Raw genomic sequence first — 24850 nt, 5'->3', positions numbered from 1 at the left:
CCTGATCAAAACGGTAGGAAATTTGTAAGCATGAATCAATTTTTGGCAGTAGGTACTTTGAAGAAATCTTTTGATAAATAGCCTTTGCCACTAATCAAATCATATTCAACCATTTTGAGATCCTCAGCGATTTCCAACGCTTCTCCTTCCAAAGCTTTTTTGTCAACACTTGCTTTCTTCAACACTTCCGTCAAGAGAGCATAGTATGGAGAGACCTTAGAGTTGGTTTGTTCAAAGACCATAGCAGAGAAATCACTCGAGTTGACTAAAGGATAGTCTAATTTAGGAGCATCGAAATTACTCCAAATAAAGTAGTCTGTTTGGTATTGACCTTCTGGATAGTTCTTAAAGGCAGATTCTGGATATAAACCAGGCAAATGATCTCCGTAAAAAACAACTGTAATCTTTTTATCGATTTTGGATAGCTTTTCTAGGAAATCTTGGGTGGCTTTGTCAGTAAACGTTAATAACCTTGAATAATTTGTCAAACGAGTATTCACATCCTCTGAGAAACCTTTGCCGGAAGCTGTTACATCTGATGGTTCCCCTGCAATAAATGGGGCGTGATTCTGCATCGTAATGACTGAGAAAAACTGACTCTGCTTAGGATTTAAATCTTTTAGGACTGCATTATAGGTTGATTGGTCACTAACATGAATTTCCTGGTATCCTACATTATATTCCTTTTTGTCATCAATACTTACAAACTTATCAAAATCCAGTCTATTATAGATAACATCTCTTGAATAGTTAATTTTTGATTCAAAATGGATAATTTCCTTATTTTTAGGTGCAAAAGAATCACTTATCGAAATTAACGGTTGCATTTTCGGAGCAACATCTGAGTATAGAACAGAGACGGTAGGGCTGATATTATAAAATGGTAAACCTGTTAAAGTTTGAAATTCCATATTAGCCGTACCACCGCCGTAGCCATCTGATTTCATTAAACCACTTGTCACTTTTGACTTTATATCTTGAATATTTGGGATAGGATTTCTAGAAATTGTCACTCCTTCTATTCTGCTAGGATCCGAAAAACTCTCACTTAGAACATAGATGATGGTCTGTTGATCGATAACTTCATTTCTTGTTTGATTGATTTCAGAGGCTTGATTAGAGTATTTCTTTTCAATCTCAAGCATTTTTTCTTTACTATATCCCTCCGGTTTTATCATGACTTCTGTTGTCAATTGATTGAACCAGACAAAAGCTAACGACCGATACCTGGCATTAATCGAATTCCCCAGCCATTTCGTATCCTGAAAGTTATTCAATAAGGTGATAACTGGTACTTTCTCCGAAATTACGCCATTTTCTTTTTGGTCAAAGATAGAATATACTTTATAACCAAATAATACAAGAGCCAAAAGTGTAAGATAGCGAATTATCGTTGACCGTATAATTTTCCCTGTGTAAATATATCGTCTGCCGAGAATATAGGTAACCGATAAACCAACAGCAACTGCTATGACAATGAGCATAAAGGAGACATCAACAAAGCTAAATAAAACGGACGGTTGAGATAACCAGACCAAATCACTCGGTAAAATAGGTTCTCCCCTCATACTGAATTTAACAGCGTTGGCAACAACGAAAGAAACACTACTAAAGACTATTAGAATCGTTGTAAACCAATATCTATTGATCAATACATATAGAGAGATATATAGAAACACGAGACAGAGGATAGGAAATACGACTCCACCTGGAAAAATCGAATAACCAACAAGCAAGTCTCCTGCTCCAAGTCCAAGTTGCACACCAGTGTTAGATAGAATAGCTAGACTAATACTAGTCATAACAGCCAGTGAAAAACTCGATCTATTTTTAACTAAGTCTATTTGACCTTTGACAAAAAACAATCCGATAAGAGTTAAAAGAATAGAGAAACCAATCATTCTAAACTCGACAAACCAGAATTGCGACAGGGAATACTTGCCTCCTCCGGTTTTTCCAATGCCATCAAACAAATACCAGGTCGTACGATAGAGAGTTGAAGGAATTTTAGAATCTGTTAAAACAAAAGTTGTTAAAATACTAGAATGCAATAAGTATTCAAATAGTTTTCCAATTGGTCTCGTTTTTCTTTTAACAGCCTTGTTATCAAACCACTGTCTAATAGTTGAAAATAAGAGTGAACTAGCAACTAATACCGATACAAAAACAATTGAGTTGGTCTGCCAAAAACCATTCTTGGCAAAATCGAATACCTGATATTTCAGTACATTAATATGAAGGGCAACTTCAACTGAATAAGAAAGAATTAAATAGACACTATAGGATACAATAATCTTTAAAGCAAAAATTCGCTTTAAATCATATTGAGATATTAAGGCAACTAAAACGACTGTTGCAAGCCCAAAATAAATCCCACAGTGATTAATCAATGCTATAACGGAACCCGTTGCTCCTAGTTTCTCGGCAATCACATGCTGAACTAGATACGTATTAATGACAAGAAATAAGACGAGGAGAGCAAAGGAATACAGTTGAGTTCTCGTTAATTTTTGATAGTTTCTTATAAGAAACTCTTTTAAATTAAACTTCTTTTTTCTCTTCATTTTTCTCCCCATAACTATGATGTTTAAATTATAATAATCAACCCTGAATTTGTGTATAAATCCCAATACTAATCGTTAAAATGTTCAAAAAGATGAGTGCATATTGTAACGATATATCAAAATGTGAATCCTCACTTTGAGCAATATCAGCTATACCCACTTTTTTGTGGAACCATGTGCCGAAATAAAGTGGTAGAAACATTAAAATATAATAATAGTAACGACCTTGAACCCCACCAACAACAATATCACCTGTGTGATATACACGAGGATCTCCAGAAATCGCAACAATAATTAGGGTTGCTGTACCTAAAAGTAAAAGCAAACTGTAGTATTTAAAGAATTTAGGCAGTTCAATCTTATTTCTAAGAATAATAATGAATAGAATGAAAAAGAAAGTGAAAATTGAAGCTGCGATTAAAAATGCTGATTTTTCAGAAACATACTTTAATGGATCTGAAATAAAATCATTAATAATTCCATGCGGTGCTAAGAATAAAGTTCGTAACAATGGCAACGGATGCGTTAAGAAATAAAATAGACCTGGACCTTCCCCTGAAATTGAACTTCCAGAAGGGAATAATTTAATAATACCAACATAAATAAATGATATAAATAGATTTAAAAGAAATAGTAAGGAAGAAAATGACCTCATTTTTTTATCTTTATAATATCTATTTGGTAAAACAGACAACAAACTTCCGGTTAATATAAAAGGAAATTTCGAAAATGCAAAAAGTAATGTCGTACATTGAAAAGCAATTGCATATTTTTTATCAACTTTATTTTTCTCAGAGAGTACATTTGTTAATAATGCTAACGCAATTAAACTAGCTCCAAAATATAAGTAATCATAATGGTAACCAGCGATAATATATAAAACAGCTGGGAACGTAGAAAAAAGATAAATAGCTTCTCTGAATACCTTACTGATTTTTAATGCAAGATAAGCTAAAATTGCAAAGGCTATAACTTCGAAAATTCTTCCTAAATAATAAGAAACATATACTTTTTTCGAGATCAGTTTACCGATGGACCATCCAATAGCATTAGGGAGAAAGGCCGGATTGTCAAATCCAACTCTTGTTCCTCTAATTTTACTATCTTTATGTTCTACACTATACCAGTACTGTGAGGATTTTTTCCCAGGGTTTCTTAAAGCATCGTAACCAAATACAGAATCATAGTCTTCTAGCTTTTCATCCGAATACTTAAAAATCGGACTATCTGTTATACTAATGACGTTTGGCAAGTGCGACTCTTCATCCAATCCATATTGAACTGGCTTGACAACAGAAATAAAACTACCAAATATAACTATTAACAGAAACGCATTCCGTGGTAATTTATCAGAGTCTTTTGAATTAAACAGCAACAGATAGATAACTGATGCTATTATTAGAATTAACACTTTCTTATTCAAAGTAAATTCAAATAAACTGGTCAAAAAAATCCTTGAGAACAAGATTAAGACGATTGCAATGATAATATTTCTTAACTTTTCTTTATCAAATAAACTCACAAGATTTCCTCTACTTTCTCTTGAGAAGTCTCAACATAATATATTTTATTGCTCTTGCTGGCCCAATCACGATATACTTTAAGGCTCCTTTAATCCCACCGATTTGATTAAAGTCCACGAAGGTATGTGGTTGGAGATCCTCTCGATTGTTCAACTGCTTATTATCGATAAATGGTGTGAGAACGTGTGGATTTTGGGAAATCCTAAAGTCATATTTTTGATCCCAGGCAATGTAGACTAATAAGCGTTCAATCGCATGAAGGATCGAATTTTGAGGAAGAGGTTCAGCTGGAACATCTGCTGCTTTCAAATTCAAATCAAAGAGTGGTTTCAAAGCATCATACTTAAACCAAACAAAGGTGCCATAGCTCATAACAAAAGTATTGAGATTTTTGAAATCAATTGTCTTGGTCGCTCCCATCCGTTGCCAGAGCTTGTTCATCTCTGGTGAAATGAGAACTTCATTCCAGGCAACCACTATTCGATTGTATCGGAAGAAGGTTGGAATATCTGCGATGGTGATTCCAACTTTTGGATTGGCTTCCATATTGGCAAGGATTTTATCTGCCGGTTTAACCAACATATCAATCAATTCTTTCCGCCAAGATTCACCAGCCCAGAAATCTGCTTCTTTGGATTTCTTGGTATGAAAATGGCCGACATAATCATAGTGAGAGAGTTGCTCTTTTAAGAGCAACATTGGTAACACATCTCGTCCAATGTTTCCAGTCACCACGACTGTCGCAACTTGGGCCCGATTAGAAAGAATCTCCTCAATAGCCTGTTTCTTCTCTTCTACATCTGTCGTAATCCACAAGTCATAAGCAAAATGAAAAGCTTGGAAAGCATCTAGAAATTCTTCTAAGAGGTCCACATAAAAGACATGGAGATGAACCGCAACTTTTTTATCAAATGTGTCTCCTAAGTCTTGATCCTTCAAATACTTACGGGATAAGAGATAAGGATAGTCCGGACGGTCAATCATAGACATGTGGTTAAGAATCAAATCCAATGGATAGTCCGATACACGCTCCAATTCATCAAAAATATAAGGCATGATTCCTTCATTGTTTGCAATGGTTTTGACTTTGATGAAAGGAACCTTATGTTTAAGAATCACTGTAGGATTGTAGTAAGAAAAGTCTGGATAGAGCATCCCAGTTGTATCTTCATGGATGGTATCAAAGACAGTTTTATAGCGAAAACCAGCATCCAGGAAATTCGTTGTGACCTTAGTCTCGTAGTTATCGATCACATCTTGGACATTGGTAAAGTCTTGAACGCCCTGCCAAAACTCATGGAAAGTACTTGATTCAATAACCTGTTTTTTAAAACAGAGATAATAACTCTGAATATGTTCGTTAAAATCCTTGTCTTTCCGGTAATTGGTCATTCCCCAAAAATCTACTTCAGGGTCATTTTCAAACTGCTGATAAATTGATTCTAAATCCCAAAGCGGTCCAAAGCAGGTATCATTCATGAGGGTAACAGAATCAAAGTGAGACAGTTGATCAAAGCCGACTGTCTTCATTCCATCCCGCCAAGCAGCGAAGTCAAAGCCACTATTTTGGCGCTCAAGAATATCATCCACCAACTGTTGGGAAGACAAATGATCCTTCACATCTTCTGGTAGCTGACTATTAGAGATAAAGACCACCCGTGAATACAAGGGACGAATTTTTTCTAATTGGTAGAGTACATGCCCACTAATAAAATTAAACTTATTGTAGTGAACATATAAAAGTAAATGTTGCATATTATTTCCTTATTCTTAAGAATTTCAAGATCTTTGTTGGAATGGTCCAACGGCGAGAATGGATGACTGTATTATATGCTTCTTTCGTAGCTTGTAACTCTGCCTCAATATTTTTCAAACTATTTTGACAATCTAACATTTCGGCAGCAAAAACTTTTCCAATATAATCCGGTGCAGAGGGATTATCTATAGAAATCATTTTATAGCTCAGTTGATACACACCTTCTTCTTCAACTTCATAAATCAATTGAGGATCTGGTTCACAAAAAAGAAACAAATTATCTGTAACGATACCATTACTATAAACTGGCGAGCAAACCTTTCCGTTAGAATCTCTCAATTCAACATCAGAGTAATAACTAGGATTTTCCGAAAGATCAACTCGAATAACAGAAGTTCCCTTCGGAATTTCGATTGTCAGGCAATCTTCTTTTTGAAGCAGTTTGGTCAAGGTACGATCTTCCGAATAGGTGTTTTCTTCATCTCCCAAATAAATCGTAACAGATTCCATCCCAATGTGTGAAAGAGAATCCATTGGTTTGGAAAGACGAATTTCATACGTATTATTACGATCTAAAAGAATCTTCGTCATCTCTTTAAAATCGGAATTTGGATATTTATCAAGATACTCAAGTTGTGTTTTCAACAACTTATGAAATCGTCGTTCTAATTTTTTAAAATCAGTTGGACGAGAATCCGATCCTTGGTTTATAGTATAGGCGACCGTTGCTTCATTCAGATAAGCCAAAGAAGTCCGTTGAAAGAGCTCCAGTTGTAGATTGAAGGTATCGTCTGATGTCGTGAGATCTAATTCTTGGTTCACTTCTAACATCAAGTCTCTATCTACTAACCAGGTCGATGCCATGGTAAAACCTCTAGTGGCAAGCATTTTTTCGTAGGTATCTGCTAACGGAATCGTCTGATTGGCAAAGCCAGCCTTAGAAACAAAATTGCCATGATCATCATAGATATCAAAATCAGTATTGGACCATTTGCAGTCTGGCTTACTGGCCAATAAGTTTACTTGCTTCTGAAGTTTTAAAGGATCTATCCAAAAATCATCTCCGTCACAGCGAGCAATGTAGTACCCACGCGCTTCCTTACAGATAGCTACCCAGGTTTTGGCGATTCCCTGATTTTCATCCTGATAAAAAGCACGAATCAGATTAGGGTAGTTTTCTTGATAGTCCTGAATAATGGAGCGAGATCCATCGCTTGAAGCGTCGTCCACCAAGATAATCTCAATAGCAAACTCTGTTTGTTGCGCTAGGAAGCTATCGATTGTCTTCTTTAGCCAGGGTTCTTTATTAAAAACTGTACAAATAATCGAAACAAAAGGCGTCGTTTCCATATCTCCCTCAGTCTAGTCAGTCATTGACCATGTTCCATTGCGTTGGATTAAGCCACTTGCTGCATCCATTGCTGATTTATCATCCAAAGCTATATCATCTCGATTGATAAAAATTAGTGGGGTTTGCGTAGCATCTGAAAAGGCCAGCATCTGCCCTTCAGCATCCCTTACTGTCACTTCTAATTTCATTTTCAAGTCATTCACCGTTGGAAGGGAACAAGTGTAGTGAACTGTTTTATGTCCAGCCCCACTCATCAGCTGATCCATAGAATTATCATTGTAGATCCAAATATTCCGATCGATATCTGTTAAAGACAGTGCGATATAGGTTTGAATATCTTCACGAACATCGAAATCAATCTGAAACTGAATTGCATCTTGGGGACGTAACTTGTTGGAACTTAACAGTTGAAGCTGAAAGTTTTCAACCAAAACCTGTTCTTCCTGATTGGGCTTACCCGCTCCACCAGCTTCTCCTCCCTGTTGCAAAGGGGCTGTATTATCGAAACTATACTGATTGGCTACATTTTCAGGACTCCCAATTGCCTTCACTAAACCATTTTCAATCAAAACAGCCTTGTTACAATATTTCTTGACGGCTCCCATATCATGGGTAACTAGGATAGTGGTTTTCCCTGATTTCTTCCGTTCTTGGAAGTAATCATTACACTTGCGCTGGAAGGCTTCGTCTCCTACTGCTAGGACCTCGTCCAAAATCAAGATATCACCTTGGGCCTTGATCGCAACCGAAAAAGCTAGACGAACCTGCATCCCTGATGAGTAGTTCTTGAGTTTTTGGTTCATGAAGTCATGCAACTCAGCAAAGTCTACGATGTCATCATACATGGCATCAATTTCAGCTGTTGAGAAGCCTAGCATGGCCCCGTTCATATAGACATTTTCTCGACCGGTCAGTTCAGGGTTAAAACCGACGCCAAGCTCGATAAAGGATACCAACTTCCCATCGATGGTGACGGAACCTTTTTCCGGCACATAGATTTCTGAAATGATTTTTAAGAGGGTTGATTTTCCAGAACCATTTCTTCCGAGGATCCCGAAAAAGTCTCCTTTTTCTACTTCAAAAGAAATATCCTTAAGAACGTGCTGTTCTTTGTACCCTTTAATGCCTTTGAAGCGATTAACCATAGCCGTCCGAAGACTGTTAGTTGCCTCTGTTGGCAACTTAAAGTACTTGCTGACATGGTCTACTTTTACTGCAATTTGTTTATCTGTCATTAGAGAATCTCCGCAAATTTCTTAGCATGTTTGTTAAAGTAAGCAAAGCCAGCAATAAAAATAAGAATTGGCAAGACATAAGGAATCAGTACCAAGAACTTATTCTCCACCAAAAGCCAGACTGGGGTGTTTGCCTTATCAATCAAGAAATAACGCATGTCTTGAATAATTTGAGCCAAGGGATTCATCATGACCAACTTAGCAGCCCATGGATTGCGATCTGCGATAAAGGTAATCGGGTAGATAATTGGCGTTGCGTACAAACCAGCTTGCAAGAGCACTTCCCAAACTTGACCTAGGTCACGGAAACGGACAAAAAATGTCCCTAAGATCAATGCACATCCTGTCGCCATCAAGAATAACTCAAAGAATAGCGGAATGACCATCAAGGCTGTCCAAGAAAATGTCACCCCATTAAAGAATGAAAAAATCAAGACCACAACCAGGTTAATGACAAAGTTAATCGCTGCTCCTGAAATTGCGGACAAGACAATGATGTGTTTGGAGAAGTTCAACTTTCGTAACAGGTCGCCTCGACTAACGATCGACACCATCCCCATGGAGGTCGCTTCTGAGAAGAAGCCCCAGACTACATTTGCCAACAAAAGGGCAACTGGGAAATGGGGTACATCTCCACCCAAGCGTAAAAATCGGATGAAGACAATATACATAATACTAAATGTCATCAAGGGCTTTAAAATCGACCAAAGATAACCAATTGCTGATCCTTGGTAGCGTAATTTAAAGTCTGTTTTAATTAACTCTCGTAATAAAATTCGATTTTTCTGACTAAAAACGTCAAACATTATTTTTTACCTCGATATGCAAACTTTGTCAGAATCAAGCTAGTAAACACAAAGGTGTGAAAAGCTCGGTTCTTACGGTAACCATACTGACGAAGTCGTCTCAAACGTTCTCTTAGTGGTACGTCCATGATGGTCACAAAGTTTTCAATAATTTCTTTATTTTGGGGACTGACTAGCAGATCCAATAAATTTTTTGCTTGTTCTTGACTGGACTCGATGAGATTCCAATATTTAGAAAACAAAATATGAGGGCGAACCCAGTTTTTAACCCGTTTTCTTAGGGTTCGAGCTCCTAGAACGTTGCTACTGTGCTGACGGTACAACTCTGTCGGTTGATCGATATAGATGAGCTTCCCAAAGGCAGCTGCCAACAATGCTAGGTACCAATCATGCATGAGAAGCGCATGTTGTTCCTGACCTGTCCATAAGTCAGCCAGGGCATGGTTAATCATGGCTACTCCACCAGTTACCGTATTTTCCGTCAATTCTTGAATCAGTTCCGTATTAGCATGATCAGACTGGGTGCGAATCATACTTTCATGTTGCACATTCAAGTTTTCATCAACCACTTTTAAATCTGTGTAGACTAGCAAAGGCTCCTCTTGCGGATGTTTCTCTGCTTCTTCCACTTGTAGGGCAATCTTTTCAGGAAGCCAGACATCGTCTTGGTCACTGAAGCAATAAAGATCAGCCTTTTCATATTTTAAGAGTGTGTGAAAACTCTTGATGACACCCAGATTTTCGGTGGCTCCTTGATTGATAAAGCGGATGCGCTCATCCTGAGCTACCAGCTCTTGAATGATTTCCACCGTACCATCTCTTGACCCATCATCCCGGATCAAGAGTTGCCAGTCTGGATAAGTCTGGTCTTGGATACTTTTGACTTGCTCTTTTAGATACTGCTCACCATTGTAGGTGGACAACAAGATATTTACTTTCATGATAAGAATAATTCCTCGTACTCACCTACAATTTTTTCCCAGGTAAAGTTTTGCTTCATGTTGGCTTTGGCTAATTGACCCCATTTAGATACATCCTCTAAAGAATCAACCTGGTCAATCAAATGAGCCAAATTCCCAGTTTCTTTGGTCCAATATTGGGCTGTATCCTTTGCAACCGTTTGGTTAAAGGAAACACCTAAAACCAAATTCAGATCCGTCTGAGCGAGAGCCTCTAGGAGACCTGGATTGGTTCCTCCCACTTCATGACCATGAATATAGGCAAAGGCTTCTTTACGAATATACTTCAACAGGTCTTGATCGTAGACCGTTCCTACGAATTTTACACGTGGATCCTGATCAAAGCCGGTTCGAGTTCGAAGCTCTTCAAAATAGGGATTGCCTTCATGATTACAAATGATGACTAAATCCCGCTTGGTAGAAGAGGCAATGAATTCACGAATGGCTGTCTCATAATTATTTTCTGGGACAAAGCGACCCAAAATCAAGTAATAGTTTTTCTCTTGTGTCTGCCACTTGTGATAGAGTTCTCTGACCTTCCTATCCTGACTGGTCAGGCTGGTCGGAGATAAGTCCGTCCCATAGGCAACATAGGTCGTCTTGGACCAAGGGTAGGCTTCCTTAATATAGGAATCGATACCAGGATTGTCAGAAATCACCAAATCCGCATGGCGCGTCATGATCTTTTCAGAATACTTGAGATAGGCTTGGATCGGTTTGGCCCACTTGGCCCGCTTCCACTCCAGTCCATCTGGATTGATATAGAATTTCCCACCCATTTTATGAATCTTACGCGCAAAGGGTGCCACAAAGGCCCCAATTGTATTGCCCAAAACATAAAAAATCGGCTGTGCAATTCCCTGCTTCTTAATGACCTTCAAGGCATAGTTGATGGCCATCATATCATAGGCAATGACACGCGCTGGCCCAAGCTTTGGTGCTTTGATCGTGAAACAATCGACACCCTTATAGTCAAAATGATGATAAGCTTGATCATTAGAAAGGCAAGCAACATGGTACTGGATTTCCGAAGACACTTGATGGGAGACCAATTGGTCCACAAAAGTCTCAAAACCGCCATATTGAGCCGGAAGCCCACGACTTCCGATAATAAAAACGTGTTGCATAATATTCCCTTTCTAACAATTTACAGTCTATTCAATTATACCATTTTCTAGGCTTTTTGCCTAATTCAAACAGAAAAGCGACCCTAGGGCCGCTTCTCTTTACACTTATTTCACTTCTTGTTTATAGAACTCTTTCAAGGCATCCTTCCAGCTTGGAATGACGAATCCTGTAGCTTTCGCTTTTGCTAAACTCATCGTTGAGTTAAGTGGGCGTTTAGCCTTAGCTGGGAATTGGCTAGAATCCACTGGTTTCACTTCAACATCAGTATCTTTGAGGATCTCAACTGCAAAGTCATACCAAGTTGTGTCTCCTTCTGCATCATTTGATAAGTGGTAATAACCATATTCTTTACGGTTTTCAGCCAAATAGGTCATAAATTCTGCTAAAGTACGTGTCCAAGTTGGACGGCCATGTTGATCATTAACAACAGTCAAAGTCTTATGAGTCTTGGCTAGGTTTCGCATCGTAAAGACGAAGTTTTTACCATAATTTCCAAAGACCCAAGCTGTACGGATGATGTAGAAGTTAGAAACATGCTTCTCAACCAATTCTTCTCCCATGCGTTTTGTACGACCGTACTCTGTTTGGGGATCTGGTTGATCGTCTACTTCCCATTCTTGCCCAACTGGCTTATTCCCATCAAACACATAGTCCGTAGAAATATAGACTAGGGTTGCCCCATGTTTTTCAGACGCTTTCGCTACATTTTCCGTACCAGTCACGTTGATAGCATAGTCCAACTCTTTCCCTTCATCTTCAGCAGCATCAACGGCTGTATAGGCAGCACAGTGATAGATTAGAGTTGGCTTCACTTGCGCAAAAACCTCATCTACTTTCTCTGCATTTGTGATGTCCATTTCAGCTACATCAACAGCTACATATTCTTCATTTCGTTCATCTAACAAATGGCGAAGCTCCGTTCCAAGTTGACCATTTGCACCTGTAATTAAAATCATAGTAATTTCCTTTCAAATGCTTTTTCCCTATCATTATAGCAAAAAAAGCAGAAGTTTTCTGCTTTTTACTTGCTTTTCTCCTTGATGACATAGATTGGACGTTTCTTGGTTTCCATAAATATTTTTCCAATATATTTACCTAATATTCCGATGGTTAGCAATTGGAATCCTCCAAGAAAGAGAATCACCGTCATGAGGGATGGCCATCCAGAAGTTGGATCTCCAAATACTAAGGTCCGGATCACAATCAGAACCATCATGACAAAGGCTAACACCCAAGATAACAGTCCACCAATAAAGGCAATATTTAGTGGGGCGTCTGAGAAGTTTACAATCCCTTCGATCGAGTATTTGAAGAGGGACCAAAAATTCCATGAAGTCTCTCCTGCCACGCGCTCTACATTTTTATATTCTAGGTATTCTGTCTCAAATCCAACCCAGGCGAAAATCCCCTTAGAGAACCGATTGTACTCAGATAGTTTAAGAATGGCATCGACCATGGGACGACGCATCAAACGAAAATCACGCGCCCCGTCAACCATTTCAACTTGGCTGATATGATTGATCAATTTATAAAACATCCGTGCAAAGAAGGATCGAATTGGCGGTTCCCCATCACGGGTTACCCGACGGGTTCCGACGCAGTCCAAATTGGGCTGTTGATCCAACCTCTGCTTCATTTCGATCAATAACTCTGGCGGATCTTGTAAGTCCACATCCATGACCGTTACGTAATCTCCTGTAGCGTGTTGGAGGCCAGCATAGAGTGCAGCTTCCTTCCCAAAGTTCCGTGAAAAAGAAAGATAATGGGCACAAGGATTCAAGAGATTGAGTTCACGTAAAACGTCTAACGTTTTATCAGAAGACCCATCATTAATAAAAATAAATTCAAATTCTTCCCCCATGGAGGTCCGAACCCTTTCCATTTTTTCATAAAACAATGGAATCGATTCTTCTTCATTAAAACACGGGACTACAACTGATATAACCATTCATTGCTCCTATTAACATTTGCTACTATCTTATCGGTAAACTATAAATTCTCTAACTATCCTTTACAATACAGTTTTGCAAACAGTTTTAATAAACCGACTTTTTCAATCAAGTTCATTGTAAAGATAGCTAATTTAACCATCAATCTCTCATCTCTAATTTCTCGATTAAAAACAGAAAGTATGGACTTCATTCCATTTATCCTGATCCAGTCATTAATTTCTTTATATTGACGTAAAAACTCTTCACTTGTGGAATGTCTCCCACCGTCCAATAACCAATAAAGAGTAAATTTTTTTATAAAGAATTTAATTAATTTAGTTTCAGAAAAATCATTTGGGATAATCCCTGCTATCTTATCAAGAACATTCTTGATATCTAATTTTGGATTAAAACCCTTATTTAATGTATTAGATGCACTATTCTCATTGTAAAACCAATTATATCCACAATATGGTATGGTTCTAATATTATTAGATTTTGTATATACGGTTAAACTGAATAATAAATCCTCAGCCAACGGAATATCTGGAAAAGAAAGTTCGTTATCTACTATAAATTTTTTTCTATAGATGCGAGCACATGGTGAAATTGATCTATATTTCGACCATTTATCTTTACCCAATTGGATAGAAAATAGTTGTTTACCATCTTGGTTTACTCTCTGAAGTCCACCAATAACTGCATCATCCATCCCTCTTGAGATTTCATCGTAAAATACTTGCAAGTAGTCTGGGTTTATGTAATCATCACTGTCAATAAACATGATGAATTCACCTTTCGCAAGCTTAATACCTTCATTTCTAGTATATGCCGCACCTTTATTTTCTCGGCTCAAAATTCTAATATTTGTAGAAAATTGTTGGTATTCATTCAATATTTTGAACGAACCATCTTTTGAACCATCATCAATTGCAATAATTTCATATGATTTAAAACTTTGGTTCAAAACTGAATCTATACATCTTTTCAGGTATAATTCTGCATTATATACTGGAATAATAACACTAATCTTAGGCGCTTCTTTCACAATTTTATCCTTTATATTTATAAACATCACTCATAGTTTTTCAGATAAGCAAGAAAATAGAACTTTTATGTTGTTAGCAAACCTCAAACGAGTAATATTTAACCATTTGTATCCTGACTCTTTTTATAAAAACGATTTAAACATTTCGCTAGTCCTTTTGGCCAAAAAAGATTATACATCATGTAATCTTCCTTAGTTCGAGTATTATCACTAATGGTATTACTCGTTTCAGAATCTTCATGAATACGATGGCACATTAATTTTTTTGGAACATATACAAATCTGCCATCATATTTAGCTAAATGATACCAAGCAAGCCAGTCCAGGCTAACTCTCCATTCCTCATCAAATCTAAACTCCTTAACCAATTCTAAATTATAAGTTACAGCAGGGCAACAAATCGGATTTCCAAAAGCAAGAATACGATTTCTCCACCATTTAGTTTTAGGGAATAATGAAATTGTTTTTAACATTAATGATTTGATTTTTAGATTTGAAGTCGGTTTAATGACCTCTCCATTTTTTTCTTCAAAATAATCAGAATAAAGAATGATAGCATCTTGATGCTTCTTTATCCTGTCTTGAATTTCCATTAAATAAGTTGGTTCATAATAATCATCCTGGTGGGCAATCGTAGCATATTGAGTGGTAACAAAAGATAAGGCATTATTCCAATCTTTCCCAATCCCACCACCTACACTTGTATTAAACGGAATGGCATATTTTTGACAAATACTTTCGATAAATACACTTGGAGTAGAGGTGTACAAAATAATATTACTTTTTACGGTTTGGCTTAATAACGATTTTATACAATCCTCTAAATAAGGGCTATCCCCGTAGGCACAAATTACAAATGTATGATCATTCCACTGATTCATATTTTTGAATTTCCTTCCTTCTCATAATTACAAAGACAATCCAACTCGCAAGTGTGTAAAATAACATAACTATAACAAAACTAAGCCCTGCTCCAAACAAGCCAAATTCTCTCATCGCTAGAGGCGTAAGAAGATTTGTCAACAATGCCATTGCGATATAAACATAGAGTAGATAGACTTGCTTCCTCAATATAATTAAAAAATCACCTATGACAGAAGCTATAGAATATAAAAAGCCGGAAAGCACTAAAATAGTAAGCAATAAACTATAATTTGATAAATCAATACCACTTATAATATTCAAAATAGGGATCCCTATCAAATAGGCCAGAATTGATACTACCAGTCCCAAAATCATAAGCAATAATAAAATCTTTCGAATCATAGCATTAAACGTATGAAATCTTTTTTCTGACCATTGTTTTGCCAAATCAGTAATTAACGGTCTTAATGCTAATACAAATAAACTCATAAAGAAAACAGGCATGAATAGAATACTGAAGTCTCTTTGAGCACCTTCACGTAATACACCCTCGACTAGCAATTTATCAATCACTTGTTTTGGATAATTCAATACATACACTAATAAAAAACCATTGACAAACAAGGGAAGGCAAGTTTTCATGATACTAATTGAACGCTTAAATGTAGTATATGAAATCTGATTAAAGGGTATCGTTCTAATTTGTTTGGATTGGAAATAATCACCTAAAAAAACAAATAAAACATTAAATAAGCATAAACAAATTAAAGAAAAAATTAAAGAATTTAAAAGTAACAAACTAATTAGGAGAATGATTGTGCTCAAACCATAACGTAGCACCATTAATTTCCCTGCTATATCTAAACGTTCATGTTGCTGAAACAATCCTTGGAATAAGTCAGAAAAAGCATCACAAGAACGATAAAGCACCGTTAGGATTATAATTAAAAATAAATTTCCTTTTCCAACATTATTTCCATTAAAAAGTAAATATGGAAATAATGTGACTAACATCAAACAAACTGTTATTACCCTAGTTAGCCAATACTCCAAATAGGAGTATGTTTCTTTCAAATCAGTCGCCTGATAATTTCTTACTTGAAACATACCAATGACAATCCAGAGATTCCCAATTGCATAAGCCAAACTAAAATTATCAGCATCACTTGCGGAAGTATATCGAGAGACAATAATCAAATACAATATAGAAACTGCAGCCGCTGCTATATTGCCAGCAAAATTCCAAAAATAGACACTCCTATTTGCTTTATTGTTCATTTTCATTCTCACTTCTTAATAAGGCGATTGTTTGTGACAATTTCTTAATCTGTACTGATTGCTTTGATACAGTACGAGTTAATGAAAATATTAAAAATATTAATAAAAATGTACTCAATAAAAAAACAAAGTTACTTAATGTCTGAATCCCAAGAAATTCAGATATTGCTCCAATCAAATTAGGAAACCAAATGACTGGCAACGAAAGTAAGCAAAGAATGAGCCAAGAAATAACATTTCTCATTTCAACGAGTTTCTTTGCAACTAGTCTCAGAATATAAACCATAAAAATAATTACAATAATTGTCAACCAAATATTTAGCATTTTATTTCTTATATCCTCCACCAATTCTAGCCAATAACATTGCCATAGTTACTTTAATCATATAGTAAACAGATTTGCTTAATGTGATAGATGATTCCCCGTGCTCTCGTTCGTTCATCAATACAGGCACTTCTGCAACTGAGTATCCTGAGGTTAACAGGGACACAATCGTCTCTGGTTCTGGATAATCACTTGGATATTGCTTGGCGAATTCCTCAATCACTTTTCGGTCAGCAACTCGTAAACCAGAAGTTGGATCTGTTACCTTTTGACCCGTCAAAACCTTGATTAATTTTTCAAAAAATGAAATTCCAATCCGCCGCGCGAATGAGGATTGGAAACCTTGATTTTCAATGAAACGAGAACCAATCACCATGTTGACTTTTTGTTCTTGAAGAACTTCTAACATTTTTTTAATAAATTCAGGATTGTGTTGGCCGTCTCCGTCTACTTGGACAGCGTATTGGTAGCTGTGTCTAACTGCATATTGATATCCTGTTTGTACAGCACCACCAATTCCTAAATTGATGGGTAAATCAATGACATTAAATTGATTCCTTTTACAAATTTCCAGAGTATTGTCTGTAGAACAATCATTGATAATGACATAGTCAAATTCTGGCGTATGTTCCTCAATCATCTTGATTGTTTTTTCTATATTACCACTTTCATTATAAGCAGGAATAATAATTAGCAATTCTGAAGTTCTCAATACTTCTACATTCCCTTCTAAGCATATCACTTCATTATACTATATTTAAGGCTTTTTTTCTAGTTCAGGACAATGCTTAGAAGTACGCAAACTACTAAAAATCAGCTCCCCTAAAAAATAGGAAAGCTGGTGATTCAATCTATGTGATTAATTTTCTCTTTCTTTTAGTTGGACGATTCCCATTCCGACTAAAAGAACGATTCCCAACACACTTGAAGTGACTTCAAAGTTGGTGGTCATTCCAGTTTGCGGCAAATAAAGTCCTTCCTTACGAGTACTGCTTACTTGAGGGAGATTTTCATCCACCGTCTCTGATGTTTCTTGTTGGTAGTTAACAGCTAGTGGTACCAGCGTATTCTTCTTGCTAGGCTCAACTGCTAATGAACCTGACTCGTATGGTGTATAATCCTTGTTTGGTGTCTGCTCTTTCTGATCCACAGTAGGCACGAGGGTATCCAGTGGATATTCTGGTAGGGGTTCTTCAACCAGTGGAAGGACCTGATAAGCCTCATCCTTCTCATTTGGAACATACCAAGCATAGCGAAGACTACTTTTTTGAACAGTTGGTATTTCTGCTACGATGGACCGTGTTTTCAAACGATAGGAATACGGATCATCCGTCCATACATAGTTACTATCAAAGGTGGTAAAGACTAAGCCCAGTTTATGCCCCTTCTTAACCGTGTAAAGATTTGGTTGTAGATAGACGGTGTAGTTCCGAAACTCTCCGAGCTTGGGATCGATGCTACTACTTGAGCTAGCGGAGGCATAGCCTGCATCAGGATTGGCTAGGTTGATCCAACCAGAAGAGATGACCTTATACTTGGTTTTAATGGTTCCAAATTGTTTGTTGGCAATATTTTTTAGATTGCTTCCCATCCAGTAGCCTGATTCAGAAAGCGTGTTAAGAGGCATTTCTTGGTATTTATAGCCAGCTTCATCATAAGTAATCTTATTGGAAGCGACATCAAATTCCTCATCGGAGAGATCGACCAGTTGCACATTGACTTGGTAGTCTTTGATCTTTTGATTGGTTAGCTTGGCTAAGGCAGCTTGGAAATGGACGGGAATATGCCCTTTAATAGTCACATCTTCGGTGGCCTCAGCTGCAAACAAAGCATTGGCAGTAGACGATTGCTTGGTGGTATGAGAATCCCGATTGGTCCAATCCATTCCTGCCCCATAGTAATCATTATCAATGGTTTCTTCTTCTCGTCTAGAAAGGGTCTTCAGGGTCAATTGATTGCTAGACTCCCAGCTAGAATAGTGTTCCCACTTAGATGGATCGTAGTTATTAGACACGGTTACTTCTGGTAAAGACTCTACCTGATTTTCTGCATCATATAGGTAGTGACTAAACCAAAGATTGAGAAGGTCACTAACACTTTGTTGGCCCTCTTTAATTCCGAAGCGTTTATTGACAGGATAAATATGATCTCCTTGATAGAGGTAGAGCTTCACAGGTTGCCCAGCCTTCTTCAAAGTTTGATACATCAGGTCAAAGTGTTTGGTTCTGACATTATCATCATTTAGCCCATGCATGACTAGGGCACTGGCCTTGAATTTTTCTGGATGAAGGGTATAATCGCGATTTTTCCAGATGTCGCTATAATTATAGCCATGTTTATGTTGGTCGCGATTCAACTGAGTAATGTAGCGGGCATAGTCCTCTTTAATCTTGTTCCAATCAGCCGGATCTAGAATCCGATTGGATACATAGACAGACAAATGAGACAAATCTCTATAAGGACCGACGTTAAAGGTCGTTCCTTGACTGTTGTAATAATCATACCAACTTGCGATTCCAGCTGCAGGGACGATAGTCTTTAAGCCTTCGACTCCTGTCGCAGCCACTCCAAAAGTAGTTGTTCCTGCCCATGACAGGCCTGTCATACCGACTTTTCCATTTGACCAGTCTGCTTTAATAGCAATATTCGATGTCTTATCTGTATAAGCAACACGTTTGCCATTTAGCCATTCAATGACACTCTTATAACCAGCTACTTCCAGGTCGCTTCCTGTTGTATTAATTCCCTCTGACTGATAGCTTCCCAATCCAGATGTGGTGACGACCGCATAGCCCCGAACCAAGAAATAGTTGTACCAGTTAATATTTTCATAATCGTACCGGGTAAAAGTCTCATCACTCTCGTTTGGATTTTTATAGTACCAGTCTTTGGAATCCGCCTTTTTGGCATGTGCTAAAGTCGTAGTAGAACCAGTTTGACGACGAGGATCTACATAACGATAGAGTTTCTTGTTGTCAAACTTGCCCTCTTCTTTTAGACCAATTTCGCCAAGGGTTTCCTTATTAGTTGTTCCTGCTACGTAAGGACTTGCCTCATAGATAGTAGAGGCTTTGAAATCCCCATTAGCAACAGCTTTCGGTAGTTGAACAAATGTTTTAATAAGATCTCTTTTGCCATCTCCATCTGTATCATAGTCTGATTCGACATAGACCACAAAGCGGACGATATCACTCTTTTCATTAGAATAGCCAGTTTCTACATCACCCGGAGTAAAAGGAAAAATAGGCTGGGTCTTGCCATTAAGGATGAGAGGTTCTTTTTTCTCTGCACGATAGGCCTCTCTTAATTTCTTAGCAATTGAAATCATATGGTTTAGATTCTGAACAGGCTCATCCTTGCCTACCCCGTCCGGAATCATCCCCAAGCTCTTTGCAAACTCAAGACGATCTTCAACCGTTGCACCCGTTTGATCCGGTTTGGCCTCTGCCCATTTGAGTAACTCAACTGCTGTTTCCCCTATACTTAGATTCTGATTTGCTACATGTGGGTTTTCAATCAGACTAGAAAGTTTTTCAGGCGTTTCTGATACCGATAAAGGTTTCGGTAACCCTCCTAAAGTATCGTCAGTTTCAGTTAGCTTGCTAGCGTCCACCTCCACTGGGCGCTCTTTCTCAGCATCTACTTCCTCTACTGACTCAAGGCTTGTAGCTTCATACTGGGCATTGTTCTGAGGATTTTCTGTGGAAACAAGTTCTGGCAAACCGACTAGTTCAGTATCTGCTCCAGTAGACTTTTCGGAGACTTCATCAGCCCGAACCTGAGTGGCTATTACTATAGGTGAGAGCAATAAAGCAGACAAGATAATAGACAACTTCTTTTTCCTCATAATAAAACTCCTTTAAGTTTCTATAGTTTGAAAGAAGGAAGACCTTTCAAATATAATGACAGCGTTTACATTCCCATTGTAATCCCTCCACACTTTATAGTCAAATCAAATAAATAAGTATCATATAAATATAATCTTTCTGAAAGTTGAAATAATTGAAAGGACCTATGATAAATATTTTATTGTTTTCAAGCCCTCTTTTCACACAAAAAAGCAAGTTTCAATCCGTTTTTTTCCGGTAGAAACTTGCTTTAACTTTTATAGAATTTTATCCTACTTGCGATACATCTTCACTTGTAGGTAGAGATCGTTATAGACGCCTAACCACTTCTTGCCAAGTTGTTCATAGACTTCTAAGTTCTTTAGCGTGTCATCACTTGGGTAGAAGGCCTGGTCTTCTTGGACCTCTTCTGGTAGCATCTTCTTAGCTTCTTTGTTCGGTGTGGAATAACCGACATAGAGCGCATTCTTATATGCATTTTCTGGGCGAAGCATAAAGTTGATAAAGGCGTAAGCCGCTTCTTTATTCTTCACTGTCTTTGGAATGACAATATTATCAAACCAAAGGTTGCTGGCTTCTGATGGGACCACATAACGAAGGTCTTCATTAGCATCTAGCATTTGACTGGCTTCACCGGAGAAGGTCACCCCAATAGCCGCATTGTTCTGGATCATGTAGCCTTTCATTTCATCGGCTACAAGGGCCTTAATATTGGGCATCAAGGTATAGAGCTTATCAACAGACTCTTGTAATTGCTGAGGATCCTTAGAATTGAGACTATAGCCTAAGCTATTGAGTCCAATCCCCATGACCTCACGCGCCCCATCGTACATCATGATGTCATTCTTGTACTCTGGTCTCCATAGATCCTCCCAGTGCTCAGGAGCCTTATCAACCATCTTGCTATTGTAGATGATGCCAAGAGTTCCCCAGAAATAAGGAACTGAATACTGATTGTCCGGATCAAAATCCAAGTCCAAGAAACGTGGATCGATATTGTCTAAGCCTTTTAGTTTAGACTTATCCAACTTTTCAAGCAGGTTTTCGTCCATCATCTTAGCGATCATGTATTCACTTGGGATAGCAATATCGTATGCCGTTCCCCCTTGCTTGATTTTGGTGTACATAGCTTCATTGGAATCAAAGGTATTGTATTGGACTTGAACACCTGTTTCTTTGGTAAATTCCTCAAGCAATTCAGGATCGATATAATCTCCCCAGTTGTAGATGACCAACTTGTCACTGTCTTTTGGATTGGTCTTGGCTTCAAGACGGGCACTTAGCCCCGCTAACACCAGGATCACAACGACAATCCCTAGCAAGAATGAATAGAGTTTTTTCATACTGTCTCCTCCTTCTCTCTAGTGATGAAGTAATAGCCAACCACCAGTAAGATACTGAAGAGGAAGACCAGGGCAGAAAGGGCATTGATATTCAATGAAATCCCTTGGCGAGCACGTGAGTAAATCTCAACAGACAAGGTCGTAAAACCATTTCCCGTGACAAAGAAGGTCACCGCAAAGTCATCCAAGGAATAGGTAAAGGCCATAAAGTAACCGGCGATAATGGCAGGTGTCAAATAAGGAAGCATGATTTCCTTCAACATCTGCACCTGATTAGCTCCTAGATCATAGGCCGCATTGACCATATCACGGTTCATTTCTTTCAAGCGTGGCAAGACCATCAACACTACGATTGGAATCGAGAAGGCCACGTGACTCATCAAGACAGAGGCAAAGCCAAGCTGGAACTTGATCGTCGTAAAGAGGATCAGGAAGCTAGCCCCGATCATAACGTCAGGTGCCACCATGAGGATGTTATTGATGGACAAAAACGGCCCTTCAAATTTCTTCTTAGATTGGTAGATATAGATCGCCCCAAAGGTCCCAATAATGGTCGCAATCAATGCTGACAAGAAGGCCAAAAGGAAGGTCTGTGAGAGGATCAACATGAGACGCGTATCCTCAAAGAGACTTTGGAAATGCTCCAAGGTAAAGCCTGTAAAAGCATTCATATTCCCGCCAGCATTAAAGGCATAGGCAATCAAGTAGAAGATTGGTAGATAAAGGAGCAGGAAAATCAATCCTAAATAGATACGTGAAATCTTTTTCATCGTTCACTCCTTTCTCTCGTTACCCACATGACTAAGAGCATAGCAAGGATCAAGACCACTCCAATGGTCGAACCCATTCCCCAGTTTTGCGTTGTGAGGAAATGTTGCTCGATGGCAGTCCCCAGCGTAATCACTCGGTTTCCTCCGATCAAACGCGTCAACATGAAGAGACTCAAACTTGGAATAAAGACCGATTGGACACCAGAGCGAACCCCATTCATAGACAGCGGAAAGACAACCCGACGGAAGGTATCCCACTTATTAGCTCCTAGGTCATAGCTAGCGTTGATGAGATTTAGATCCAAATCATCCAAGACATTGAAGATAGGAAGGATCATAAAGGGCAACTCAATGTAACTAGCGACAAAAATGAAAGAAAAGTCCGTAAAGAGGATCTGTTGAGGACCAATCCCGATAAAGCTCAAGAATTGGTTAATAGATCCCCCTTGACCAAAGATCCCGATAAAGGCATAAGCCTTGAGCAGGAGGTTGACCCAGGTCGGAAGGACGATCAGCATGAGCCAGAGTTGACGATGCTTGAGTTGGGTCAAAAAATAAGCTGTCGGATAAGAAATCAAGAGCGTTACAAAGGTAACGATCCCAGCGTAGAGAATGGAGTTAAAACTCATCTTCAAATAAGTCCAATTCTGCGCTGTAAAAAAGGTTTGATAATTCTCTAAGGAACCCTGTCCCTGGACATTGACAAAGGATTGCCAGATGATCAAGGCTACGGGAGCCAAGACAAAGAGGAGGATCCAGAGAAAATAGGGAACCACAAAGAGGTTAGAGGTTGTTTTCTTCATCTCTTTCCTCCTCGATGGCATTGATCAATCCAGCTTCTTGCTCTTCCACTTCTACGTATTCTTCGATCCGAGCATCAAACTCTTCTTCCGTTTCATTGAGACGCATGACGTGGATATCTTCTGGCTCAAAGTCCAGGCCGATTTCTTCACCCACGATAGCCTTACGCGTCGAGTGAATCATCCACTCATTGCCCAATTCATCATAAGCGATGATTTCATAGTGAACGCCACGGAAAAGTTGCGTATCCACCTTCACCTGCAGCTTGCCTTCTTCAGGCAGTGTAATCCGCAAGTCTTCGGGACGAATCACGACTTCGACCGGTTCGTTTGGCCTCATCCCTCCATCGACCGACTCAAAGCGTTTGCCGTTGAATTCTACTAGGTAGTCTTCGATCATGATCCCTGGAAGGATGTTGGACTCACCGATAAAGGTCGCAACAAAATGGTTGATGGGCTCATCGTAGATATCAACTGGTGTCCCTGACTGGACGATTTCTCCTTCGTTCATAACGAAGATCCAGTCACTCATCGCTAGCGCTTCTTCCTGGTCATGGGTTACAAAAACAAAGGTAATACCCAAGCGTTGTTGCAATTCACGAAGCTCATACTGCATGTCCGTCCGCAACTTCAAGTCGAGAGCAGACAAGGGCTCATCCAAGAGGACTACTCGCGGTTCATTGATAATCGCCCGTGCAATGGCTACCCGCTGGCGTTGTCCACCAGAAAGTTTCTGGATGGAACGTTTCTCAAAGCCTCCCAATTGCACCATCTTGAGGACTTCAGTCACTCGTTTCTCGATATCAGCCTTGTCTACCTTCTTCAAACGAAGGGGGAAGGCAACATTCTCAAACACATTCATGTGTGGGAAAAGGGCATAGGATTGGAAGACGGTATGGACGTCCCGTTTGTTAGTCGGCACATCATTGATCCGAACACCATCTAAGAGGACATCCCCTGTTGAAGCGTCTAACAAACCAGCAATGATATTCAGAATCGTTGATTTACCAGATCCTGAAGCACCGAGGAGGGTATAGAATTTCCCTTCTTCCAACTCAAAGTTGATATCTTTGAGAACCACTGTATCGCTGTCTTCAAATACTTTTGAGACATTTCTAAACTCAATAATTGGTTTTTTCAATTCACATAAATTCCTTCTTTTTCATGCGTTTCCTTCTGAGACCAACCACTAGTCTCATAGGCTGACGAGCGAACCCGTCAGGCCACCAACACCTCTCGGGGACTTATAAGACTGCCCCACCTATTTTCGGTATCGATAGGCACTCACCCCCCTTCTAAAGTAGGAAGGGTCTACCCTAGA

20 protein-coding genes are annotated in these 24850 nt (G+C 38.6%); all 20 read right to left on the bottom strand.

Annotated elements, in window-relative coordinates:
- Positions 1-35 precede the first annotated feature (35 nt).
- The 20 genes from HMPREF9421_RS05630 to HMPREF9421_RS05535 all read right to left on the bottom strand — a co-directional run bounded on the left by HMPREF9421_RS05630 (position 36) and on the right by HMPREF9421_RS05535 (position 24670).
- Positions 36-2564, bottom strand: coding sequence for an LTA synthase family protein (locus HMPREF9421_RS05630; protein WP_006597375.1), 2529 nt, complete (start codon positions 2562-2564; stop codon positions 36-38).
- A gap of 37 nt (positions 2565-2601) precedes the next feature.
- Positions 2602-4086, bottom strand: a complete 1485-nt coding sequence (locus HMPREF9421_RS05625; RefSeq protein ID WP_006596039.1) for a DUF2142 domain-containing protein — start codon at positions 4084-4086, stop codon at positions 2602-2604.
- A 10-nt stretch (positions 4087-4096) separates the two neighbouring features.
- The gene (locus HMPREF9421_RS05620; RefSeq protein ID WP_006596038.1) at positions 4097-5842 is read right to left on the bottom strand and encodes a rhamnan synthesis F family protein; all 1746 of its coding nucleotides are present in this window, start codon (positions 5840-5842) and stop codon (positions 4097-4099) included.
- A 1-nt stretch (position 5843) separates the two neighbouring features.
- Complete coding sequence (locus HMPREF9421_RS05615) at positions 5844-7193, bottom strand: glycosyltransferase (protein WP_006596037.1); 1350 nt, start codon at positions 7191-7193, stop codon at positions 5844-5846.
- Positions 7194-7205: 12 nt separating this feature from the next.
- Entirely contained in the window at positions 7206-8429 is a 1224-nt protein-coding gene (locus tag HMPREF9421_RS05610) for an ABC transporter ATP-binding protein (protein ID WP_006596036.1), read from the bottom strand.
- Positions 8429-9235 (bottom strand): ABC transporter permease, encoded by an 807-nt coding sequence (locus HMPREF9421_RS05605; protein ID WP_006596035.1) that lies wholly within the window; start codon positions 9233-9235, stop codon positions 8429-8431. The genes HMPREF9421_RS05610 and HMPREF9421_RS05605 overlap by 1 nt, the downstream gene beginning before the upstream one ends.
- Positions 9235-10176, bottom strand: a complete 942-nt coding sequence (locus HMPREF9421_RS05600; protein ID WP_006596034.1) for a glycosyltransferase family 2 protein — start codon at positions 10174-10176, stop codon at positions 9235-9237. Before HMPREF9421_RS05600 ends, HMPREF9421_RS05605 begins: the two co-directional genes overlap by 1 nt.
- Positions 10173-11321, bottom strand: coding sequence for a beta 1-4 rhamnosyltransferase Cps2T (gene cps2T, locus HMPREF9421_RS05595; protein ID WP_006596033.1), 1149 nt, complete (start codon positions 11319-11321; stop codon positions 10173-10175). Before cps2T ends, HMPREF9421_RS05600 begins: the two co-directional genes overlap by 4 nt.
- Before the next feature lie 105 nt (positions 11322-11426).
- Entirely contained in the window at positions 11427-12278 is an 852-nt protein-coding gene (gene rfbD, locus HMPREF9421_RS05590) for a dTDP-4-dehydrorhamnose reductase (RefSeq protein WP_006596032.1), read from the bottom strand.
- A 65-nt stretch (positions 12279-12343) separates the two neighbouring features.
- Positions 12344-13270 carry a glycosyltransferase family 2 protein gene (locus HMPREF9421_RS05585; protein WP_006596031.1) on the bottom strand — a complete coding sequence of 309 codons (927 nt, stop codon included), beginning with the start codon at positions 13268-13270 and terminating at the stop codon, positions 12344-12346.
- Positions 13271-13326: 56 nt separating this feature from the next.
- Positions 13327-14301: a glycosyltransferase family 2 protein gene (locus tag HMPREF9421_RS05580; RefSeq protein ID WP_231911631.1), complete on the bottom strand. Its 975-nt coding sequence runs from the start codon at positions 14299-14301 to the stop codon at positions 13327-13329.
- Between the two features lie 98 nt (positions 14302-14399).
- Complete coding sequence (locus tag HMPREF9421_RS05575; RefSeq protein WP_006596029.1) at positions 14400-15182, bottom strand: glycosyltransferase family 2 protein; 783 nt, start codon at positions 15180-15182, stop codon at positions 14400-14402.
- Positions 15166-16449 (bottom strand): lipopolysaccharide biosynthesis protein, encoded by a 1284-nt coding sequence (locus HMPREF9421_RS05570; RefSeq protein WP_006596028.1) that lies wholly within the window; start codon positions 16447-16449, stop codon positions 15166-15168. The genes HMPREF9421_RS05575 and HMPREF9421_RS05570 overlap by 17 nt, the downstream gene beginning before the upstream one ends.
- Positions 16433-16768 carry a DUF2304 domain-containing protein gene (locus tag HMPREF9421_RS05565; protein WP_040803007.1) on the bottom strand — a complete coding sequence of 112 codons (336 nt, stop codon included), beginning with the start codon at positions 16766-16768 and terminating at the stop codon, positions 16433-16435. The genes HMPREF9421_RS05570 and HMPREF9421_RS05565 overlap by 17 nt, the downstream gene beginning before the upstream one ends.
- A 1-nt stretch (position 16769) precedes the next feature.
- On the bottom strand, positions 16770-17480 hold the full coding sequence (locus HMPREF9421_RS05560) for a glycosyltransferase family 2 protein (RefSeq protein ID WP_006597366.1): 711 nt from the start codon (positions 17478-17480) through the stop codon (positions 16770-16772).
- Between the two features lie 147 nt (positions 17481-17627).
- Positions 17628-20615 carry a CocE/NonD family hydrolase gene (locus HMPREF9421_RS05555; RefSeq protein ID WP_006596025.1) on the bottom strand — a complete coding sequence of 996 codons (2988 nt, stop codon included), beginning with the start codon at positions 20613-20615 and terminating at the stop codon, positions 17628-17630.
- Positions 20616-20888: 273 nt separating this feature from the next.
- Positions 20889-21959: an ABC transporter substrate-binding protein gene (locus tag HMPREF9421_RS05550; RefSeq protein WP_006596024.1), complete on the bottom strand. Its 1071-nt coding sequence runs from the start codon at positions 21957-21959 to the stop codon at positions 20889-20891.
- The gene (locus HMPREF9421_RS05545) at positions 21956-22729 is read right to left on the bottom strand and encodes an ABC transporter permease (protein WP_006596023.1); all 774 of its coding nucleotides are present in this window, start codon (positions 22727-22729) and stop codon (positions 21956-21958) included. The genes HMPREF9421_RS05550 and HMPREF9421_RS05545 overlap by 4 nt, the downstream gene beginning before the upstream one ends.
- Positions 22726-23532: an ABC transporter permease gene (locus tag HMPREF9421_RS05540; RefSeq protein WP_006596022.1), complete on the bottom strand. Its 807-nt coding sequence runs from the start codon at positions 23530-23532 to the stop codon at positions 22726-22728. The genes HMPREF9421_RS05545 and HMPREF9421_RS05540 overlap by 4 nt, the downstream gene beginning before the upstream one ends.
- Positions 23513-24670, bottom strand: a complete 1158-nt coding sequence (locus tag HMPREF9421_RS05535) for an ABC transporter ATP-binding protein (protein WP_006596021.1) — start codon at positions 24668-24670, stop codon at positions 23513-23515. The genes HMPREF9421_RS05540 and HMPREF9421_RS05535 overlap by 20 nt, the downstream gene beginning before the upstream one ends.
- Positions 24671-24850 lie beyond the last annotated feature (180 nt).

It is taken from the genome of Streptococcus australis ATCC 700641 (assembly GCF_000186465.1).
In the GTDB taxonomy this organism is placed as follows: domain Bacteria; phylum Bacillota; class Bacilli; order Lactobacillales; family Streptococcaceae; genus Streptococcus; species Streptococcus australis.
This window is presented reverse-complemented; position numbering and strand designations above follow the sequence as displayed.

Coding starts and splice junctions, on each gene's coding strand:
- HMPREF9421_RS05630 (WP_006597375.1), bottom strand. CDS start 2,564: ATGAAGAGAAAAAAGAAGTTTAATTTAAAAGAGTTTCTTATAAGAAAC.
- HMPREF9421_RS05620 (WP_006596038.1), bottom strand. CDS start 5,842: ATGCAACATTTACTTTTATATGTTCACTACAATAAGTTTAATTTTATT.
- HMPREF9421_RS05615 (WP_006596037.1), bottom strand. CDS start 7,193: ATGGAAACGACGCCTTTTGTTTCGATTATTTGTACAGTTTTTAATAAA.
- HMPREF9421_RS05610 (WP_006596036.1), bottom strand. CDS start 8,429: ATGACAGATAAACAAATTGCAGTAAAAGTAGACCATGTCAGCAAGTAC.
- HMPREF9421_RS05605 (WP_006596035.1), bottom strand. CDS start 9,235: ATGTTTGACGTTTTTAGTCAGAAAAATCGAATTTTATTACGAGAGTTA.
- HMPREF9421_RS05600 (WP_006596034.1), bottom strand. CDS start 10,176: ATGAAAGTAAATATCTTGTTGTCCACCTACAATGGTGAGCAGTATCTA.
- cps2T (WP_006596033.1), bottom strand. CDS start 11,321: ATGCAACACGTTTTTATTATCGGAAGTCGTGGGCTTCCGGCTCAATAT.
- rfbD (WP_006596032.1), bottom strand. CDS start 12,278: ATGATTTTAATTACAGGTGCAAATGGTCAACTTGGAACGGAGCTTCGC.
- HMPREF9421_RS05585 (WP_006596031.1), bottom strand. CDS start 13,270: ATGGTTATATCAGTTGTAGTCCCGTGTTTTAATGAAGAAGAATCGATT.
- HMPREF9421_RS05575 (WP_006596029.1), bottom strand. CDS start 15,182: ATGAATCAGTGGAATGATCATACATTTGTAATTTGTGCCTACGGGGAT.
- HMPREF9421_RS05570 (WP_006596028.1), bottom strand. CDS start 16,449: ATGAAAATGAACAATAAAGCAAATAGGAGTGTCTATTTTTGGAATTTT.
- HMPREF9421_RS05565 (WP_040803007.1), bottom strand. CDS start 16,768: ATGCTAAATATTTGGTTGACAATTATTGTAATTATTTTTATGGTTTAT.
- HMPREF9421_RS05555 (WP_006596025.1), bottom strand. CDS start 20,615: ATGAGGAAAAAGAAGTTGTCTATTATCTTGTCTGCTTTATTGCTCTCA.
- HMPREF9421_RS05550 (WP_006596024.1), bottom strand. CDS start 21,959: ATGAAAAAACTCTATTCATTCTTGCTAGGGATTGTCGTTGTGATCCTG.
- HMPREF9421_RS05545 (WP_006596023.1), bottom strand. CDS start 22,729: ATGAAAAAGATTTCACGTATCTATTTAGGATTGATTTTCCTGCTCCTT.
- HMPREF9421_RS05540 (WP_006596022.1), bottom strand. CDS start 23,532: ATGAAGAAAACAACCTCTAACCTCTTTGTGGTTCCCTATTTTCTCTGG.